At 33.8% G+C, this 16,800-nt stretch carries 13 protein-coding genes and 3 pseudogenes; 2 read left to right on the top strand and 14 right to left on the bottom strand.

From position 1 onward, the window contains the following. Positions 1–10 precede the first annotated feature (10 nt). Entirely contained in the window at positions 11–2,359 is a 2,349-nt protein-coding gene (locus HCD_RS04530) for a heavy metal translocating P-type ATPase (protein ID WP_014659414.1), read from the top strand. Here the strand turns inward: HCD_RS04530 and HCD_RS04525 are convergent. Then, complete coding sequence (locus HCD_RS04525; protein WP_014659413.1) at positions 2,356–2,793, bottom strand: CopD family copper resistance protein; 438 nt, start codon at positions 2,791–2,793, stop codon at positions 2,356–2,358. The genes HCD_RS04530 and HCD_RS04525 overlap by 4 nt on opposite strands. Positions 2,794–2,964: 171 nt before the next feature. On the opposite strand from HCD_RS04525, the pseudogene HCD_RS04520 reads away from it, so the two are divergent. Next, positions 2,965–4,115: pseudogene (locus tag HCD_RS04520) on the top strand (outer membrane protein). A 57-nt stretch (positions 4,116–4,172) separates the two neighbouring features. Here HCD_RS04520 and HCD_RS04515 read toward each other — a convergent pair. The 13 genes and pseudogenes from HCD_RS04515 to HCD_RS04460 form a co-directional block, all read right to left on the bottom strand. Then, positions 4,173–5,338 (bottom strand): annotated as a pseudogene (locus tag HCD_RS04515) (AlwI family type II restriction endonuclease); the annotation flags it as partial. A 77-nt stretch (positions 5,339–5,415) separates the two neighbouring features. Further along, on the bottom strand, positions 5,416–7,524 hold the full coding sequence (locus HCD_RS04510) for a DNA cytosine methyltransferase (protein WP_014659411.1): 2,109 nt from the start codon (positions 7,522–7,524) through the stop codon (positions 5,416–5,418). A 105-nt stretch (positions 7,525–7,629) separates the two neighbouring features. Then, positions 7,630–7,698, bottom strand: a pseudogene (locus tag HCD_RS09540) (type II methylase); the annotation flags it as partial. A gap of 199 nt (positions 7,699–7,897) precedes the next feature. Further along, positions 7,898–9,643 (bottom strand): DUF1561 family protein, encoded by a 1,746-nt coding sequence (locus HCD_RS04505; protein WP_014659410.1) that lies wholly within the window; start codon positions 9,641–9,643, stop codon positions 7,898–7,900. Between the two features lie 116 nt (positions 9,644–9,759). Then, complete coding sequence (locus tag HCD_RS04500; RefSeq protein WP_014659409.1) at positions 9,760–10,917, bottom strand: DUF535 family protein; 1,158 nt, start codon at positions 10,915–10,917, stop codon at positions 9,760–9,762. Between the two features lie 117 nt (positions 10,918–11,034). Continuing rightward, positions 11,035–12,102, bottom strand: a complete 1,068-nt coding sequence (locus HCD_RS04495; RefSeq protein WP_014659408.1) for an LptF/LptG family permease — start codon at positions 12,100–12,102, stop codon at positions 11,035–11,037. Continuing rightward, on the bottom strand, positions 12,089–12,409 hold the full coding sequence (locus HCD_RS04490) for a hypothetical protein (RefSeq protein ID WP_014659407.1): 321 nt from the start codon (positions 12,407–12,409) through the stop codon (positions 12,089–12,091). The genes HCD_RS04495 and HCD_RS04490 overlap by 14 nt, the downstream gene beginning before the upstream one ends. A 5-nt stretch (positions 12,410–12,414) precedes the next feature. Then, entirely contained in the window at positions 12,415–12,975 is a 561-nt protein-coding gene (gene pth / locus HCD_RS04485; RefSeq protein WP_014659406.1) for an aminoacyl-tRNA hydrolase, read from the bottom strand. Between the two features lie 9 nt (positions 12,976–12,984). Beyond that, complete coding sequence (locus tag HCD_RS04480) at positions 12,985–13,521, bottom strand: 50S ribosomal protein L25/general stress protein Ctc (protein ID WP_014659405.1); 537 nt, start codon at positions 13,519–13,521, stop codon at positions 12,985–12,987. A 60-nt stretch (positions 13,522–13,581) separates the two neighbouring features. Continuing rightward, positions 13,582–14,532 carry a transaldolase gene (locus HCD_RS04475; RefSeq protein ID WP_014659404.1) on the bottom strand — a complete coding sequence of 317 codons (951 nt, stop codon included), beginning with the start codon at positions 14,530–14,532 and terminating at the stop codon, positions 13,582–13,584. 3 nt (positions 14,533–14,535) lie between these two features. Further along, positions 14,536–15,885, bottom strand: a complete 1,350-nt coding sequence (locus HCD_RS04470; protein WP_014659403.1) for a UDP-N-acetylmuramoyl-L-alanyl-D-glutamate--2,6-diaminopimelate ligase — start codon at positions 15,883–15,885, stop codon at positions 14,536–14,538. Between the two features lie 21 nt (positions 15,886–15,906). Next, positions 15,907–16,512 (bottom strand): hypothetical protein, encoded by a 606-nt coding sequence (locus HCD_RS04465; RefSeq protein ID WP_014659402.1) that lies wholly within the window; start codon positions 16,510–16,512, stop codon positions 15,907–15,909. A gap of 18 nt (positions 16,513–16,530) precedes the next feature. After that, the gene (locus tag HCD_RS04460; protein ID WP_014659401.1) at positions 16,531–16,800 is read right to left on the bottom strand and encodes a NifU family protein; all 270 of its coding nucleotides are present in this window, start codon (positions 16,798–16,800) and stop codon (positions 16,531–16,533) included.

The raw sequence follows: 16,800 nt of genomic DNA, 5'->3' as shown, positions 1-16,800 counted from the left end.
GGATTAGAGAATGAAATGTTCGCATTGTCAGTTAGAGTTTAAGGAAAGTGAGCTTTTTAAAGAGACTATCAATCATAAAGAATTAGTTTTTTGTTGCACGGGGTGTGCTAGGGTGTATGCGTTATTATTAGATTTGAATCTAGAAAGCTTTTATGACAAATTAGGCACTTCTACTTTAGCCCCTGTAGTGAGTGAAAATGCCATTAGCTCCTTGGAATTAGAACAAGCCCTTGAAGAGAATACTAAGGGCGATTTGATTCTTAATCTCTTGCTAGAAAAAACCCATTGTAGTGCGTGCCTATGGCTCAATCAAAAGGTTTTAGAGCGTTTAAGGGGGGTTAAAAAAGTGAGCGTGAATTTTACCACGCATCACTTACAAATTGTGTTTGACAAATCCTTAAACCCTAAAGAAATCATTCAAAAAATTGAGAGTTTGGGCTATGGAGCTAAAATCTATAGTGCTAAAAATTACGCCCTAAAAACCCAAAAAGAGCAACGCTCTTACTTGCTTACATTAAGTGTAGGGTTTTTTGCGACCATGAATTTGATGTTTATTGCCATTGCTAAATATGCAAGTTATGCTAATGGCATGGACAAGCTTATGCAAAGAAACCTAGATATTGTCTCATTATTATTAAGCTTGTTAGTGCTAGTGGTTGTGGGGCGATTTTTTATTAAGGGGGCGTTTTATGGGCTAAAAAATGGCGTTTTTGGTATGGATTTGAGCGTGTCTTTTGGGGCGTTATCGGCGTTTGTTTATTCCATTTATGCGATGTTTAACCTAGAAGAGACTTATTTTGAAGCTAGTAGCACGATTTTAACCCTTGTTTTTGGCTCTAAGTTTTTGGAATTAAAGGCTAGGTTGTTTGCGAATGAAAAATGCCTAGCTTTAGAATCGCATGAAATTCATAGCGTTATTGTTGTAGAAAATGACAAGCATATTGAAAAACACCCCAAAGATGTCGCTATAGGTTCCACTATTTTTGTGCCTAGTGGGGCTAAAATCGCATTAGATGGAGTGCTTTTAAGTAGTGCAAGCGTAGATGCGTCCTTAATTAGTGGGGAATTTAAGCCTTTGGAATTAAATCTTAAGGATAAGATTTTAGGGGGTTATGTGAATGTAGGCGTGCCTTTTAGCTATCAAGTTAGTGCAAATTTTCAAAACTCACGCCTTTCTAGTTTATTAGAAACTTTAAAAAAGAGTTTTTTAGAAAAGCCCTTAATTGAGAGTAGTGCGAATAAAATTGCAGATATTTTTTCTAAAGCGGTGTTGTTTTTATCCTTTTTAAGCTTTGTGTTATGGCAATTTGGTTTGGGGGCTAATTTTGAAAAAGCTTTAATGGTGTGTATTAGTGTTTTAGTGATAAGCTGTCCTTGTGCCTTTGCTTTAGCTACGCCTATTGCCTTAGTGATAGGGGTATTTAAAAACCCTTTGATTGTGTTTAAAGAAGCGTTGTTTTTAGAAACTCTAGCAAAAGTCAAAAAAATCTTTATAGATAAAACCGGCACACTCACTCAAAAAGAAGTCCTTTTAAAAGATAGCATTATTTATGAGAATTTTGATGAAAGGCTTTTAAAGAGTCTTTTAAAAAGTAGAGAGCATTTAGCTCATAAACCTATCGTTCAATCGCTAGATTGCGATGAGGTCATTTTAGAAAAAATAGAGTTTTTTGCCCATGGGTTAAAAGCAAGTTATCAAAATGAAACCTTGCTAGTGGGGAGCTTGAAATTTTTAGATTCTATGGGGGTTAGTTTAAGTCTCAAAGAAGAGATTAAGGAAAGCGCGAATATTATGGTAGGCTTTGCTAAGAACAAGACCTTACAAGCGGTATTTATCTTAGAAGAGCGTTTGAAGTCTAATGCTAAAGAAGTCATTCAAACTTTACGAAGTAAGGGTTTAGAATTAGAAATTTTAAGTGGGGATAATGAAAATTCTGTTAAAAGTTGTGCAAAAAAATTAGGGATTTCTAATTACCATGCGAATTTGACCCCTGAAGATAAGGCTCAAATAGTAAGCTCTTATAAAGGTGTGTGTGCCATGATAGGCGATGGCAATAATGACGCCCTAGCCTTAAAAAGCGCAGATGTTTCATTAGGGTTTGAAAAAAGTGCTTTAAGTAAGAGTGCGTGTGATATTTTGCTTTTAGAAGAAGATTTGAGTTTGTTAGAAAAAGCATTTAGCAATGCTAAAAAAGTCTATAAGATAGTGTTACAAAACATTATTTTAAGCTTGATTTATAACGCTATTTTAATTCCTATAGCTATGCTAGGTTACATTAACCCTTTAATAGCGAGCTTAAGCATGAGTGCTAGTTCGCTATTAGTGGTGTTAAATTCTTTGAGATTAAAGCGTTCTTAAACAAACCACATCGTCTTTGCCAAAATGGCGATTAAAAAACCAAAAGTTAAAGCGATGTGATGGATATAATTACCGATAGGATTTTTCTTGCCCAAACACTTGCAAGATAGAGAGAAAACCACTAGAGCAAAAATGCTTAAAGCTAGAATAACCTTAATCATTAACATTTTTTGAAAAGGGGTTTCACACCAACCTTTATCGCCCCCCATGTATTGACTAAGCATCATACCCCCTGTGATAACAAGCGTTAAAACACATAAGGGCATAATCTTAATCGCTCTTTTAGTGATACTCATATTGGCTTTGTTAGCAAACTCTTCGCCATACATTTTATTCACATTGGGGAAAATTACCATATCAAAAAACAAGTATCCAATAAAAATAATCGCACATAATAAATGGACTACCAAAACATACGGATAAATGGCTACCATAGGGCTTCCTTGAAGGTTTTTTAGTCAAAATGAATGCGATATATTTTAGCTAAAATTATTTAAGTAGGGGGCGGTTTTTTGCGTATGATTTTTTGTTGACTTTTAAGAGTGCAATTGGCTATAATAAAATAATTCAGAAAGTAATACTTTAGCAAAACATGCTCAGTTTCATTGAGAAATGAGAGAAGTAGAGTGCGAAGTTGTAAAGTGGTTTGTAAAAATTTAATCGTAAGGAATCTGTTTTGGTGGCTCAATCTTTAGGTATTTCTAAAAAAGGTTCGGTAGTTTTAGGCGTTTTTTTAGGTTCGTTGTGCTTAATGCCTTCGCTGGTAGCTCATGAAAAGAATGGGGCGTTCGTGGGGATTAGTTTGGAAGTGGGTAGGGCTGACCAGAAGACAAACGCTTATAAAAATGGCGAGTTGTTTCAGGTGCCTTTTGGCGATGTTTCTGCAAATGATGATGGTAAAGTTCCTTTGAGGCAAGGTGGCGGTTGTCAACCCGCTTCGGTTGACCCTGATACCGGCAAAGTTACTCCGGCTAATTGTATAGTTAATTGGACTTCTCGTACCATGCTTAGCACTAACAGGAAAATCCCCGGTCGTAACCAGCCTATGTATGGACTGGGTGTGATGACGGGTTATAAGCATTTCATGGGCAAGAAGAGATGGTTTGGCTTGCGTTACTATGGATTTTTTGATTACGGGCATTCTAATTTCTCCAATTCTCGTGCCGCTAATGCCATATCACCCTTCTATTTAAGTAATCAAAAGGTAGATATGTATACCTATGGTTTTGGCACGGACATGCTTTTTAACATTATAGATAAGCCTAAAGCCACGGCCGGGTTTTTTGTGGGCGTGAATTTTGCTGGCAATACTTGGACGAATAATCGTGTGGGGTATTTTAGAGATGGGTATGTTTATGGTGTAAACACCACAGCTGATGCTTACATGACTAATGCTGATGGCACGATTACATGTGGGGATACTACTCCAGCTAGTTGTAATGTTGGCATCAATCCTAGCAGCGTATATACCACAGGAAAGCTAAATTCTAAAGTGAATAACACTATTTTTCAGTTCTTAGTGAATGTAGGGATTAGGACTAATATTTTTGAACACCATGGTATTGAGTTTGGTATCAAAATTCCTACGCTTCCTAATCATTTCTTCAAAGGTTCTACGACTATAAAAGAGAAAAGTCAGGGGCAACCAAAAGATGGGAAGCCAACAACTATCACTGGGGCAGAAACAAACTTCAGCTTAACGCAAACCTTACGCCGTCAGTATTCTATGTATTTGCGTTATGTATACACCTTTTAAAGCCCACGCTTTTATTTTTTATAGCTACGGCGTGTGAAGGTGTTGTTTTTCAAGCTTTTAAACTATTGTTGGGATGGGGTTTTGCAACAAACTCTCATCGTTGAGTTGTAGCCATTCTGTGCTATTTTCTACCTTTTTTATAAAATCATCAATGGCGTAATAAGGTATATTGATTTTGTCGTCTTTAAATTTAGCAAATCTTGCATACTCTTTGGCATCGTCATGGATATTTGGAGCTACAAAGACACTAAACTTTTCTTTATTATTAGTGCTGTTTCTAATCAACTCTTTTAGATGTCTTGCAATGGGTATCATCTCTAAAGTGCTTTGATTTCTATCTCTAATCAAACTCACTTCTATGTAGCTCTCAGCTCTTGTATCCATAGCGATAATATCAGCCTTGCCACCGCTTGCTGTAAATATGGGTAAGCCCTCATCATCGCTCTTATAATTTGGTATAACGCTTAGATTTTTAAAACTTTGTGTTAAGAAAATGGCTGTTAAAAATTCCAAGCGTAAAGGTTTGTCAATGAGTCTTAAAAAACTATCTTTTGACTCTTTTTGCTTGTTGCAAGTAATAAGCAATTCTTGTTTTACAAAATCCTTAGAGTAAGTAGTAGCTAGTTCATGTAATTTGCTTGATTTAATATTTTCATCAACATTAATTTTGGTGGTGCTAATAAGAAAGCTATCTACACTTGACATGTAGTTAAAAAAAGCAAGTTTGTTAGCTTGACTATCATCTAAATAGTTTTTTTAAAAGCGTTATGAGTTTGTAAAATATAATTTACTTTGTTGCTTTCATTGGTGTTGATATCAATAAACCTACCATTACCGCGCAATGAAATCAGCCCTGTGATACGCATTTTTCTAATGTATTCATCAAGCGCTTCGCTAGTGATTTGACTTAATTTAAATCGTATTTTATTATCGCTTTCTAAAAGCTCTAAGCATTTTTCATAGATAAATTCATCTGAGTAGCTAAGTTTTGTTTTGTTAGCAATATAGATTTCTTGTCTTAAGGTAGTAATATAGTTATAAAGCTCATCAGCATTATTATTTCGCCAACAAAGTAAAATAGGAATTTCTTTGATAGATAAGGGAGTTAAATTCGCATTCTTGAGTTTGTCTAAGAGTGCGAGTAATAACTTGAAAGGGTTGTTATGGTTTAAGTTCTTTTTGTAAGGGTTTCCTACTTCATATTTAGATAGAGCGTTTAAAAAATATAGCTCCAAATATGCTTGTTTTTTCTATAATGTTTTTTATTGTGTTTAGAAAATTTTATAATTAAAAACACTATCTATTTTAAACTAATAATATTATTCCATGCAAGTTTATGTTCTTCATTGATTTCTGTATCTTGTGAGATATTTTTAAGATAATTATTTATAAATTGTTCTGTATTTTTAATCAGTCTCAAATAATATTTTAAAGTATCATAAACTCCATTGACAATTACTTGACAACCATGTTCATGCTCAATTTTATCTATAATCTTTTGTAATTCTGTTTTGTTTTGAATAGGCAAAGTGCTTAAAATGTAGTATCGCTTAATAGGTGTTTGAGCGATTTTTTTATAAGCATCTTGTAGCATAATGCTATCTATAGCAATATTAAATTTAATCTCTATAACTTCAAATAGTTGTCTTTGCTCGTCCAAAACTACAATATCTCCAGCATTACCACTACTTCTATCGCAACTATAATGAGAATCTAAAGGTTTTAAGCTTTTATTAGTAAAACGCCCTAACTCTAAAATTAAACATTCATATATGCTAAACAAAGCTACTACGGGCAATATAGAAGCCCCCCTACTTTTATAGGCATAGTTAAAATGTTTTTGTAGTGTATTGATAATAAAATCTATGCTATAGCTAGATTCTTTTATGATGGGCTTAACAAGAATAATAGCCTTTCTCGTTTTTTCTCTAATACTTAAATAAAATAGAGCTTTTAAGTATGGTGTAGATAAGTTTGGATTTTTTTCTATATCATCTAAAATTTCTAAAAACGCTTTTTTAATAGAAACGCTTGAAATTTTTCCTGGATAATTTAGAGTATAGGGTAAGTTTTGTTCTAAACTTCTTGTAAGCCACCCACTTTCTTTCATAGCCCCTAAAAATTGCTTTTGCTTTAAAAAAGGTGTGATAAATTTGGTATCAAAACTTCTACCACTATATCCATTATTCATATTTGCTTGATGAAATCTAATATCTTGCTTGGGATAGTTGCTTTTATAAACTAAACTTGTGATTAAAACCGTATAAACACCTTTAAAAGTCTCTTCTTTTTCAACAATCATTTGAGCTTTTTGAAGTTGTGTTCTGCTTAAACCCAAGCTATCTAAATTTTTTAAGCTCACACATTCTTTATAAATTTTTTCTAAAAATTCCAAAATTTGATTTTGCATATTATTTTCCTTAAGGGGTAGTTTGTAAAACTGATTTAAGACTTCTTGTATAATCGCTTTAATCATAGGAACACATACGCTATTGCCGATGCGTTCATAAAGCTGCGAGTTTGTGCCTATTTTTTTGAAATTCCTAGGAAACCCCATAAAAGAAAAGCATTCATTTAGGGTTAATTTTCTTACTAAATTATCCGTATAAATGAAATAACGACCACTTTGTTCTTGACTAGCAATAGTGGGGTGTATACCCCCTGCATGATAAATTCTATTAGGCTGTTTATGAACCCGACTTAAATGTTTTGTATTTTCTCTTGTACCCTTAGTGCGGATTTTTTTATTGCGATAGCCACAAAAAATAAGTCCTGAATTTTGTCTTTTGAGCAATTGGCTATCGAGCAATGTATATTCGCAAGGTTCTAAAATCTCAAAATAACCACTCTTATCTAAAAAGTTTTGCATGTTAATAATAGGATTTGTTTTAATGAAATTAAAATCAAAGACTTGAGAGCCTAAATATCCTATAATAATGATTCTTTCTCTATTTTGTGGGACTGAAAAATCTTTAGCATTTAAAACTTTATAGCTCACACTATAGCCTAAATTACTAAGGGCTTGCAACATTACAAATAGCGTGTTGCCTTTGTTGTGTTTTAAGAGATTTTTTACATTTTCTAAGATAAAAATTTTTGGTTTTTTATTTTCTAAAATCCTACAAATGTCAAAAAATAATGTCCCCCTTGTTGTGTCTTCAAAGCCTTTTTGCTTACCACATACTGAAAACGCTTGACAAGGAAACCCAGCACATAAAATATCAAAATTTGGCATAGTATTTGGATTTAAAAGGGTAATATCACAAGTGGAGTCATCATCAAAATTTGCTTGATACATGGCTATGGCATGGGGGTTATTTTCTGCACTAAAAACACATTTTAAGCCTAAAGAATCTAAAGCGAGTCTAAAACCGCCGATACCCGCAAATAAATCTGCATAAGTTAGCAAAATAAGTATTTCCTATAAAATTTTGTTTTTGTAACGGATACTATAGCAAAAACATGATAAAAATCGACATTGTTGCAATAATATAAGTTTTTTCAAAAATTCCTTAAATATCCATTCTATGAGTTTGGTTTTTGAACCAATATAGCGACGATTGTTTAGATTAAATTTTTCCACTAGCTACCTTATGATGTGGTATCAGCTAAGGGAACTAAATAATTGTTGGATAGTTTCTAGTTTGATAATCATTTTTTGCATTGAGTAACTCTTTAATTATTGTATTGTAAAATGTATCAAACCAAGCCTTAAAAAGCAATACACTATCCTAAATAAAAGTTTTATTTTTATTTAGGGATACTCAAGCGCTTTAAGATGTTTATTGTGAAGCTTGTGCGAAAGAATGGCATGTTAGAGTCTGGCTAAAAGGGTTAGCTATAGGGTGGTCTACATGCACAAGTTGGACATATCTAATGGTATGGTTAAATCCTGTGGTAAGCACATTTAAGATAGCACGCAAATCTCTCAAAGGGAATAAATCATGTGCATAGCTTTCATAGGTTCTATTTGGCGTGTTAGTGCGTATAGCAATCAGCCCATCTCTTGTGCGAACAAATGGTAAGGCATGCCCTACCATTTGGTTAGTGCGTCCTGATGAATCAATGCTATAAACAAATACAATCCACACATTTCCAGCTTCTGCATGCAACATTTCATTTAGGCGTGTGGGGAATTGTGTTGAATCTAACATGGGGGTTGTGCTGACTTGATACCCAGCTAACATGGTATAGCTCATACCGGTATGGGCATGTGCGGCACGAGTAGGCATGTAAGCGGGGTCGCTCACTCTACGAATAAATTCGCCCGGAATTTCTAAAGCTAGGGCAAGCCCCGGAAAGCGTGAAGTGAAAGAGATAAAAGGGTCAGTATTTTCTCTTGTGTCAAATAAGGCTCCGCCACTTTGCAAAGGATTGTCTGTATAACGCAAGAGTTCTAAAACGATTTGATAGCTTTGTAAAAGGCATACCCCACACATTCCAATACGACTAACTACCCCACGAATACAAGTGGTCGCAATGGCATGCAAGCGTCTTTTCCATGCATCTGTGAGTTGAAAGTCATTCCCTAGCCCCAATAATTCACGGCTAGTTTTTCTGTGAGCAAGTCTAGGGTCTAAAATCGGAGCTTGTGGTGCACCTTTAGAGCAAGTTTCTAGGCTTTTATGCGTGAAACGAGACAAATCGCTAATGGCGTTATCCAAATAGAAATAATCTATGGGCGTGTTAGCGTCATCTTGATTAGCATAGGAAGGGTTAACAAAATAAGGCACACCCCAATAAGGTCCATAAGTTTTTACGCGCAAATTATTTCCATAAGCATCTAAAATAATGGCTTTATTATCCACAAGTAAGAGTTGGAAAAATTGATTTTTGTTATTTTCTTTTTCTTTGGTGGTCATCTCATCTTTGCAAGGTTGGAAATGAATGTATTCCCATGTATCAATGTTTGAGCTTGAGGTTAGACCATACAATTCACCGCTCTCTTTATGGTATTGTGCGATATGTCCTGTGATAGGGTTATAATAATATTCAGTAATAAAATCAAGCGCAGAGCGTTTGCTCTCTACATAATATACAACCCCTTTTTCTTCATAAAGCCATGAGATAGGGGTTTTAAAACTAAAATTAAACACTTCGCTTGGATGGCTTAAGAAATGGGCGCTTTTATCGCTCAAATGAAAATCATAGTAGTCTAAAGCATTTTTAGAAATATATAGGGTGTTTTTATAGACCTTAAGGATAAATTCTTTGTTAGCAGTAAGAATTTTCTTGTCTCTAATAATGAAGCGTTGGTTATCGTCATTCAACACTGCAGGGCGAAAGGTTAGATAATCCCATTTTTCAGTGCTTGAGCCATAAAGTCCTGTAACGCTATCAGGAGCTGTGAGAGCCAAATGCACTCCATGATGGACAAAGATAATACGCCCTAAAGAATCAATACTCGCTGTAATAGAACCACTCACAGCTCCTATAACAGGATAGGCTTCGCCTTTGTGAAAAACCAAGTGCAAGCCATAAGTTTTGTCATCAAGCACAATCTCTATATTTTTTGCAAAGTCGGCCATTTGAAATCCTTTGATAATAATTTTCATACGCATTATAATAGGGAATTTTTTATTTAAGCTTAAAATTTAAGATTTTTAAAAGAATTTATACTATGAATACAATAAAATGAAAGATTTTAATCCAAAACAAGGATTTTTTCTAAATCTTGCTTAAAGATTTCTAATACCTTTCTTCTAGCATTCCGTTTGCTCGAGCGTTTTTGTGCTTTTTTTTCTAAGGGGATATTCCAATAAGAAAGCCCTTTTATTTCTGTCAATTGTCCATCACAGCCACTGAAGAAAGCATCATAGTTAAAACACTTTTCGCCCTTAATTCTTTTTAGATGGGTAGAAATTTGTCCATCATTAGGAATGCCAAACAGCTTGGAATAGCCTAAAAGCTTGCTTGACACCTTAGCAAGACCAATTAAGAAAGAATTAGGTTTGGTTTTACAATATTCAGAAAAGAATTGATAATGTTTTTCTTGTAAGTCTTTAGTGCCTTGTATACAAGAGACAAGGAGATATTCATTGTCTAAGGCACAAAATTTCATCTTGTAGAGAAATTGTTTTTTCTCTTCTTCTTCATACTCAATTTTGATTTCTAGTAATCCTTCAGGTAGCCAGGTGTTAGCGATTCCAAAACTGAAGTGGTACGCCCCCCCCCCTGTTTTTGCACTATGAAAAGTAAGGGTTTTTACTTCTAAAAGAGAGATAGTATCAGAAGTTGTGGGATTTTTGACTTGTAAATTTTGCAAAAAGAGTAAGTTGTGGATAAGAAAATCAAGTTTTTGCAGTTTGCTAAAGCGAATATCACAGAATGCTAAAAGGCAATTCCTTATATTGATAATTCCATATCCTTTGGGCAACAAGCTTTCTATAGTTCTTAGTTTTATTCCCATTAAGGAAGCTTTATCCATCACACCTTCTGCAAGTTTTTCTTTAGTGCCAAGAGTTCTAAATGTCATCATTTGGATGATATTGGCCACAATTATAAGCGCTTCTTCTTCGGAATTTTTAATTCTATTATTGATGATTTTGAAAAGATTATTATAGAAACTCTCAAGTTGTTGAGAACTGAGATTATCTAGAGTAGTGTCGTCTGAAAAACGAGAACTACGCCTATGGTTTGCAGGTTTAGTTAAACTTTTATGGAGTATGCCAAAAGATTCTTGCTGAAAATGTTCTAGTGTTAGGGAAACAAAATAATTTTTAATTTTATGGGGTAAAATCTTATTTAGGATTTTGAAAACAGCATGGGCTAAAAACCGTACACTTTTTGAGATAATGAGCATTTAATTCAAACCTTTTTGCGAGTGGGCATGATATTTTGAATGCATTTTAACGAAATTATGGTCAAAAAGTCTCTTTCAGGCAGATTAAATTGGATTCAAGAGATAGATTATATTTGTTTATAATCTTGTATTGAGTTTTTTAAGATAGTAGCAACTTAAGCCTAAAAATAAGAAAAATGGTAGCAACACACCAATTTCAGGGTAGAACATGCCTGAAACACTGAATTTTCCTAAAGCAAAGAATAGCCCCCAAATAACGAGTGTGATAATGATAAATTTTAGCCCTAAAAGGGCTAGGTTTTCATAGCGAGCAAGGCTAGGCGAAAAATAAGCGATTAGAACACCTAAAAACGGCACAAAAAAGGGCAAAATTCCAAAGACATATAAAAAGGCTCGTGCTTTTTTGGTATCTGCGTTTTGTCGCATTAAAGCATGCAAAGAAGAAATGGCATCTGCAATAGAAACGGCGGGTTTATTTTGATAAATGGTGTCTAGGACTTTGGGGCGAAAATTTTTGAGCGTTTTAAAGGTTTTTAAATAAGTAGTTTTTAAGGCGTTTGTGCCAAGCTCAAAATGTGAAGGCATGCTATAAATTGTAGTATCATGCAATATCCAATACTTGCCTTCAAAAAAAGCCTCTTTAGCCTCAGCGTAAGACTCTAACACTTTATCTTTTAGGCGAAAAACTTTGATATTTTCAGCTTTTTGCAATAACGGATTAATCTTGCCAAAATACACATAATCATTATTGTATTTCACTAATAAATGCTCTGAAGTAGCTGAAAAATTTTCTTTGTAGATGAGATTTTGTGTTTTTTCTTCCATATATACAAAAGAAGTTGCATTCAATCCCACATAAATAGAAGTGAAAAAAAAGCTAATGATAAGCACTGGGTTTAAAATCTGGCGTTTGGAAAAGCCAATAGAGAGCAGTGCGGTGTATTGATTAGATTTGATGAATGAGATATAAAATAGAACCATTGCTAAAAGCAAAGAAATGGGCAAAGTGTAATTGAGAGCAAATAATATATCGTAGGTGAAAAATAGGATAATCATGTTTGCAGAATCGGGCATTTTGTCAGCGTATTTCAAGCTATCAATACTTACAAAAAACAATTCTAAGGCTAAAAGCACAATGAGAAAGTATTTGAAATAATACCACCCTACAAATCTAAACAAACGCATTTAAGCCCCTATAAAAAGGGTTTTTAAAATTAAAAAAATCAATAGAATTTTTAAAATTTTTAGTAAAAAATATTTTTTTAAAAGTTTTAGTGAAGGTATTTTTTTGATAAGGCTCTTTAAAAATACTAAAATTAAGGTTTTTTAAAAATAAAAAATCATTTAAAGCTTGTTTTTCTAAAGAATTGAATTTCATGTATAAAAAAATAGTTTTAATGAAAAATATTTTTTTCAAGATTTTTAAAAGAGTGTTTGGATTAAGTTTCTTAAAAATTTTAATCAAAATGCTTTTTAAGTTATTCTCTAGCATTATTACTAGCTCTCTAAAATCAAAGGATTTTTAAGGGTGAAACGATTTTGTGTAGCGTTAAAATCATTTGTTTCTATAAAAAATTTTAAGGCATTTTTAGCATGCTCAAACACAGCGTTTTTTAGAGATTCTTCGTTTTTGCTGAACTTTGAAAGCACATGTTCAGTAACATTAGTCCCCTTAGAAATACCCACTCTTAAACGATAATAACTATTAGAACAGAGCAAATCAATGGATTTCAAGCCATTATGCCCCCCATTCCCTCCGCCATTTTTAAACTTCATAACGCCCAAAGCTAGGTCTAATTCATCATGGATAACTAAAATTTCTTGGGGTTTATAAAAATTTTTAACGCTTAGGATACTTTCGCCACTCAAATTCATGTAAGTTTGGGGCTTAAGCAAGATAAAATCGTTATAAACACATATGCACGCGTTGTGCTTGGAAGAAAAAGTAAAACTAAGTTGGAGCTCTTTAACAAGCAAGTCTAAAATGTCAAAACCAGCGTTGTGTCTGGTATTAGCATAACGCAAAGTAGGGTTGCCTAAACCTACTAAAAGCGTCATATTTTTAAATTACTTCGCCTTAATCACGCCAATTACAGCGATAGAATCATTGTCTAAAATCTTAACATTTTCGTGTTTTTCCAAATCACGCACTAAGATAGATTCATTCACATCTAAAGAAGTTACATCTACTAGGTAGCAATCTGGCAAATGCTCTGGAGTGCATTCCACACGCACACGCTTTTTAGAGAGCATTAAAATCCCTTTGTTTTTTAAGCCTACCGGAGTGCCGTGATGCTTAACCGGAACTTTAAACTTAGATTTTACGCCCTTGGTTACAGCGAGTAAATCCACATGGATAAGCTCGTTGGTTACAGGATTTTTTTGATATTCTTGAACCACGACTTCATAAGTTTTATCCCCTAATTTCACCGGAAAAATCAAATGTTTCTTTTCCTTAAGGTATTTGATGAAAGGGTTTAATTTGAACGCACAGCTGACATTCTCAATCCCCTTACCATAGACATTTGCGATTAGATAGCCATCTCTTTTTAAAGCTTTGGCATTAGCCTTAGTAATACTCTCTCTAATAACGCCTTCTAACATGTTAATCCTTTAAAATTAAAATAAGGGTTTATCCTATCTAAAAAACCCTTAAAAAATTATTTAAAAACTACTTAAAAGCTTTTCAAAGGATTGTTTGAATGCCACTAAGCCTTCATCAAGAAGTTTTTGAGCGACATTTTCTAAATCCAAGTTTTCTTTTTTTAATTCTTTTTTAAACGCTTCAATTTCTGTTATGCTTGTTGGGGTTTGATACTCTGTATTTGGATTGAGTAAATAAGCGTTTAAGGCATCTAGGGGAGCGGTGTTAATAGAGTTTTTAAAACATAAAGCCTTGATATAGTAGTCTTTAGCTAAAGAACTAGATTTAACCCCAGTAGATGCAAAAAGAGTGCTTGTAAGATGATTGGCGTGTTTTTCTATTTCATAATAACATTCTGTAGCGTTCATAATGCCACTTTTTGCTTGTAGATTTTGAGACACAAGAGAGTCTAGTTCTTTATCAAATCGTGAGACAAACACGCTAATGACTGCTCTTTTTTGTGTTACTTTAGCTAGTAACTTGGCAATTTCACTAGCGACTTTAGGCGAAAAGACTAAAGTTACATTAATAGGAATGAGAGCTTTGGCTAGAGATTCTATGACTTCAAAAGAGCTTTCGCTTGCTGGAACTTTTATCATCACATTAGGGCGATTTAGAGTTTTAAATAATCGTTTGGCTTCATCAATACTTTTAGACGCACTATCTTCTAAAAAAGGGTCAATTTCTAGGCTAATGTAACCATTACTTGGGTCTTTTTCATATAGGGGCATTAAAGCATTTGAAGCTTGTAAAATATCCTTTAAAGCTAAAGTTTCATAAATTTCTTTAGCTTTTTTACCTTTAAGTTTAGTAATTTCATCTCTATAAAACGCACTTTTAGTAATCGCTTCACAAAATAGGCTTGGATTACTTGTTGCTCCACAAATCGCCCCTTGATTAATAAGCTTTAAAAAATCGTTTTCTAAAAAATCTCTTTCTATAAAATCGCACCACAAACTAAATTCTTGCATGTTTTATCCTTGTTTTAAATTTTGATAATAGTTTTTAACAATTTCTTGGTCGCTAAAAAAAATCGTTTTGTCTTTAAAGATTTGAATACTTTCATCGCCCTTGCCTAAAATCAATAAAACTTCATCATCTTTTAAGGCTTGTAGAACCTTTAAAATCGCTTCTTTTCTATCTGTTTCTACTATAACCTTAGAATGAGCGTTTTTGTCTATGCCTTTTAAAATATCCTTGATAATCTCTTCTTCATTTTCACTTCTTGGATTATCTGAAGTTAAGATAATTTTATGAGCGTAGTAACTTGCCATCGCTCCCATTTTGGGGCGTTTAGTCTTATCTCTATCGCCCCCTGCTCCAAAAAGAGCGACAATTTTTTGGGTTTTAAAGCTTTCAAAGACTTGTTGCATGCCATCTTCTGTGTGGGCAAAATCTATGATGACTAAGGGTTTAGAATGCACAATTTCCAAACGCCCCTTGACCCCATAAAAATTTTCTAATAAAGGCGTGATAGTTTCTAAAGGAAGTTGTGTGAGTAATTTGACCCCTAAAATCCCAGCTAGAATATTATAAAGATTATAACGCCCTAAAAGTGGGGAATAAGCTAAAGCATTTTCTATAATTTTAGGCTCTCTTAAATTGTCTTGATAGCATAAGGACGCACTAATAGAAGGATTTAATGAAAAAGCTTGAATGTTTAAATGAGCTTTTTTATCTAGGGCGTAAGTGTGAGCGTTAATAGGATTAAAAAGGGCGTTTTTTTCATCTCTATTGATAATTTTTAAGCTCTCATCTTTAAAAAAGCTGTTTTTAGTGTCTCTATAATTTTCTATATTCTCATGGAAATCTAAGTGGTCGCTGGTGATATTAGTGAGAATTTTAAGAGAGAAACTAAGCCCAGCAATGCGATTTTGAGCGATTGCATGTGAGCTAACTTCCATAATAAAGTATTCGCATTCTAAAGACATGGCTATCTCTAAGTTGTTATAGAGTTCTAAAAGAGTGGGGGTGGTTAAGCCTTTTTCTTTTAAGCGTTTGTCATTGACAAAAAACCCCCTTGTGCCTAAAAGAGCGACCTTTTTGTCCAAATCTAAGAGTAAAGAATACATCAAACTTGCTGTAGTGGTCTTTCCGTTAGTGCCTGTGATGCCTATAATCTTAATCTTAAAATCAAAATAGTTTTTAAGCTCGTTAAAATCTAAAATGGCTAGGTTTTTTTCTTCAATCAAATGAGCGTATTTTTCATTTAGGGGGGTTTTGACAAAGAGAGTATTATTAGGGTCTTTTAAGACTTCGTTAGTGTCATCACTTAAAAAGGAGTAAGTATGGTTTTTATAAACAAGTGATTTTTTGAGTTTCAAAATTTTGCCTTGAATTTAGGATTAAACATGCTTAAGTGCTTCTTCTAAAATGGCACACAAAAAGCTGTCATGGATGTAAGAGCCTTCATGCATGTTTTCAATGTAATTTATCGCTAATTCATGGTAGCCATAATGGTTCAATTCTTGTAAAAATTGATAAAAATCTTCTTTGTTGTCAAAAATTACCCTTGTGCTAAACATCAAATCTTCAAACGCTTCTTTAAAGCCACGCTCCAAACTCAAGCGTTTGAAATCTGCATACAAAATACCATTTAACTCTTCGCCTTTTTGGTGGATTTGAGTGTCTATGGCTTCAGTCATTTTGTTTAGCCCTTCATCAAAAGAAGCAATAAGGTTTAGGATTTGTTCTTCAGCCTGGTGTTTAAGGCTTCGTTTTTGCATAGCTATAAGGCTTTGATAGAGTTCATAAAAGCTATGGGCTTCTTTAGGAAAGTCTAGGGCAATATCACTTAGTAACGCCCCTACTTTTGCCTTGTTGTCGCTTGTGTCTAAAAAGAGTGCTTCAGAAAAGAGCCGTAACGCCCTAGAATAGTGGTTTTTTTTGAAAGCTAAAAAGCCGTTTTTAACTAACGCTCGTTTTTTAAACTCATAATCAAATTTATGCACGCTTATTAATCCTTTGGGTCAAAGCCTTTGAAAATCTTTAGCATTTTCTAAACAGACCACTTCTAAATTAGGATGAATATCCACCTTGAGCTGTCTTTCAATCACATTTTTTAAAGTTACCTTACTGCTAGAGCATGTTTTACAAGCCCCTTGTAAGGTAACATAAACTTTCATGCTTTTTACACCTAGCACTTCAACATTACCCCCATCTTTTAGCAAGTAAGGGCGGATTTTTTCTATGACAATATGCACCGGTTTTTGTAAATCTTCATCACTAAATTCTATCAT

It is taken from the genome of Helicobacter cetorum MIT 99-5656 (genome assembly GCF_000259275.1).
Lineage (GTDB): Bacteria > Campylobacterota > Campylobacteria > Campylobacterales > Helicobacteraceae > Helicobacter > Helicobacter cetorum.
Note: the sequence above shows the minus strand (reverse complement) of the source record. Positions and strands in the feature narration are given on the sequence as shown.